Origin of the sequence: Mycobacterium sp. UM_Kg1 (genome assembly GCF_000972925.1) — a bacterium.
Classification (GTDB): Bacteria; Actinomycetota; Actinomycetes; order Mycobacteriales; family Mycobacteriaceae; genus Mycobacterium; species Mycobacterium hiberniae.
Genome location: NZ_JRMK01000252.1, coordinates 1 through 3,203, shown reverse-complemented (window position 1 = coordinate 3,203; position 3,203 = coordinate 1). Strand labels below are relative to the sequence as shown.

The 3,203-nt window shown below is 68.7% G+C and carries 3 protein-coding genes and 1 riboswitch; all 3 genes read left to right on the top strand.

What is annotated here, in order from left to right; translation table 11 throughout:
* Positions 1-156, top strand: a riboswitch (M-box (ykoK) riboswitch). This riboswitch is flagged as partial in the annotation.
* A gap of 431 nt (positions 157-587) precedes the next feature.
* Positions 588-1,772: a PPE family protein gene (locus tag LI92_RS20620; protein ID WP_046322198.1), complete on the top strand. Its 1,185-nt coding sequence runs from the start codon at positions 588-590 to the stop codon at positions 1,770-1,772.
* 21 nt (positions 1,773-1,793) lie between these two features.
* Positions 1,794-2,507: an MgtC/SapB family protein gene (locus LI92_RS20615; protein ID WP_046322197.1), complete on the top strand. Its 714-nt coding sequence runs from the start codon at positions 1,794-1,796 to the stop codon at positions 2,505-2,507.
* An 86-nt stretch (positions 2,508-2,593) separates the two neighbouring features.
* The coding region (locus tag LI92_RS20610; RefSeq protein WP_502691489.1) for a sterol desaturase family protein at positions 2,594-3,203 on the top strand (610 nt) is incomplete at its 3' end.

The following is a 3,203-nucleotide window of genomic DNA, read 5'->3' as shown; positions in this document are numbered from 1 at the left end:
TGGATATAGGCCACTGACCCCGAACGTCGAAAGACGCCCCGGGTCAGGACAGCTCCTCCCGGATTAAGGGTTGAGCCCAAGTGGCTTCCGGCTCGCGCGTTTACGCGGGCGCGGACACGCCGTGTGGTGCCGAAGCTCTGACGAGAGGGGTGCGGAGTCCGGCCGTCGGCCGGAAGACTTCACCTCGTCGTGCTTACGTGCAGGCACCCGCGCGTGCCCAGGCCGAGAGGAGGTGAGAGCGACATTGAGTCCGAGTGATAGTTCCTATCCGAGATCGATGTTCGTTTCCCTCGATCTCGGTACCACTTTCACCGTGTGATTCTCAACCGGCGCTGATCTCGTCGACCGGCGTGCCGTCCTGCGGGCGGCGCCAGTCTTCGGCATGTCCTGAAATCGCTTGAAAGCTCGATCTTTTCATCGAGCCGGCGATGACTTTGGCGTGCCCGGCTCCGGCATGTCGCCATGACCGGCTGTCCCGATTCCTCTGCCGCCCCAGGGGCGGACGCAACATCCTTCGGCCAGACCGTGCCTGCACGCCCAGACCACTCGCTCGTGGCAAAAACCACCGATCACAAAGGAGCACTCCCATGGACTTCGGAGCCTTTCCGCCGGAATTCAACTCAGCCCGCATCTACGCCGGCCCCGGCTCGGGGCCGATGATTGCCGCCGCGGCGGCCTGGGACAAGTTGGCCGCCGAGCTCATCACCGCCGAGGCCACCTACCAGGCCGTCATCAACGGCCTGGTAGGTGAAGGCTGGATGGGGCCGGCGTCGGCCGCGATGGCCGCGGCGGCAGCGCCGTATGCGGCCTGGATGGCTCTGACCGCCGCCCAGGCAGAGCAGGCCGCGATGCAGGCCAAGGCGGCCGCGGCCGCCTTCGACGCGGCATACGCGATGACGGTGCCGCCGCCCCTGGTGCTCGCCAACCGCTCCCAGCTCACGGCGTTGGTGGCCACCAACTTCCTCGGTCAGAACGCGGCGGCGATCGCGGCCACCGAAGCGCAGTACGGCCAGATGTGGGCCCAGGACGCCGCCGCGATGTACGGCTACGCGGCCACGTCGGCGGAGGCCACCACGGTCTCGCCGTTCACCTCGCCGCAGGAGGTGGCCGACCCCGCAGGGCTAGCCGCGCAAGAGGGTGCGGTGGCGCAGGCCGCTGGGACCGCGGGGGCCAGCAACGCACAGAACGCTCTGTCGCAGGCGTTGGCCTACACGCCGGAGGCGCTGCAGGGCATGGCGACCCCGTTATCGACGACGGCGGGCGAGGGGATCAGCACGGGCGACCTGACGAACGGCTTGACCAACCTGATGAGCAGCTCGTTCAGCCCGATGGGCGCGGCTGCGATATCCAACTTCGCCGCGGACATGGCGGTGGTGCGCGGTGCTGCCATCGCCGCCGGTGACCCCCTGGGCCTGGGCGCGATCGACCCGTTCACGCCGATGATCGGTGGGCTGGGCGCCGGGCTGGGCACCGGGATGAACAGCATGGGCGCCGCCGGGATCGGCGCGGCGTCGGCCAACATGGGAAACGCCGCCGCGGTCGGCGGACTGTCGGTGCCACACACCTGGGCCGCCTCGGTTCCCACCACAGCCGCCCCCGGCACCTCGGTCGCGGCCACCGGGTGGACGGTCGCGACGCACGCCCCGCAGGCCGGCGCGGCCGGAATGCCGGGCGTGCCGCTGGCGGCCCCGGGCCAACGCAGCTACGGGTTCGCCGCTCCGCGCTACGGTTTCAAGCCCACGGTGATGGCTCGGCCGGTGGCAGCGGGCTAGGGATGTGACATCGTTGGGGTCATGCAGACGCTGAGCGTCGCCGAGTTCACACTGCGACTGGCGGTGGGGCTGGGCTGCGGTGCACTGATCGGGCTGGAACGGCAATGGCGTGCGCGGATGGCGGGCCTGCGGACCAACGCGCTGGTGGCCGCCGGGGCCACGCTGTTCGTGCTGTACGCGGTTGCCGTCGAGGGCCCCAGCTCCACCCGCGTCGCGTCCTACGTCGTCTCTGGGGTGGGGTTCCTCGGCGGCGGCGTGATTCTGCGCGAGGGTTTCAACGTCCGGGGCCTCAATACCGCGGCCACCCTGTGGTGCTCGGCGGCGGTGGGTGTGCTGGCCGCGGCCGGGGAACTGGCCTTCGCCCTGATCGGTACCAGCGCAATCGTCGGGACCCACCTGCTGCTGCGGCCGCTGGGCCGGCTCATCGACCGCGACCAGCACGAGGAGGAGGACGAACCGCTGGCGCCCTATCAGGTGCAGGTCATCTGCCGGCCCAAGGCCGAGAAATACCTGCGCGCCCAGATCGTGCAACACACCGCCGGCAACGATCTCGTTCTGCGAGGCGTGCACACCGGTCACGCCGGGGAGGACAACATCACGCTCACCGCGTCCATGCTCTCGGACGGCCGGGCGCCGGACCGCCTCGAGCGTCTGGTCGGCGAACTGTCTCTGCAACCGGGCGTCTACGCGGTGCACTGGCACGCCGGCGACCAGCCCGCCCTGTCGGCAGACTGAAAGCGCGGTCGCGTTCTAGGCTTGGTAACTCGGAGGTGACGACGGTGGATGCGATCGCGAGTGTCTGGTCGGTGCTGCCCGGGCCGATGCGCGACCCGGTGGTGTTCGCGGTGCCCTTCTTCCTGCTGCTGTTGTCGCTGGAATGGTTCGCGGCCCGCAAGCTCGAACAGACCGAGGCGCAGTCGGTGCCGGTCGGTGGCTACCGCACGCCGGACGCCTGGGCGAGCATCTCGATGGGCCTGGTCTCGATGGTCACCACCGCCGGGTGGAAGTTCATCGCCCTGATCGGCTACGCGGCGATCTACACCTACCTGGCGCCGTGGCATCTGTCGCCGACACGCTGGTACACCTGGGTGATCGCCCTCGTCGGTGTAGACCTGCTCTATTACTGCTATCACCGGATGGCGCACCGGGTCCGGTTCTTCTGGGCGACGCATCAGGCGCACCACTCCAGCCGTTACTTCAACTTCGCCACCGCGCTACGCCAGAAATGGAACAACAGCGGCGAGATCCTGATGTGGATTCCGCTGCCGCTGCTGGGCATTCCGCCGTGGATGGTGTTCGCCAGCTTCTCGGTGAGCCTGGTCTACCAGTTCTGGGTGCACACCGAACGCATCGACAAGCTGCCGCGGCCCTTCGAGTTCATCTTCAACACGCCCTCGCACCACCGGGTGCACCACGGCATGGACCCCGAAT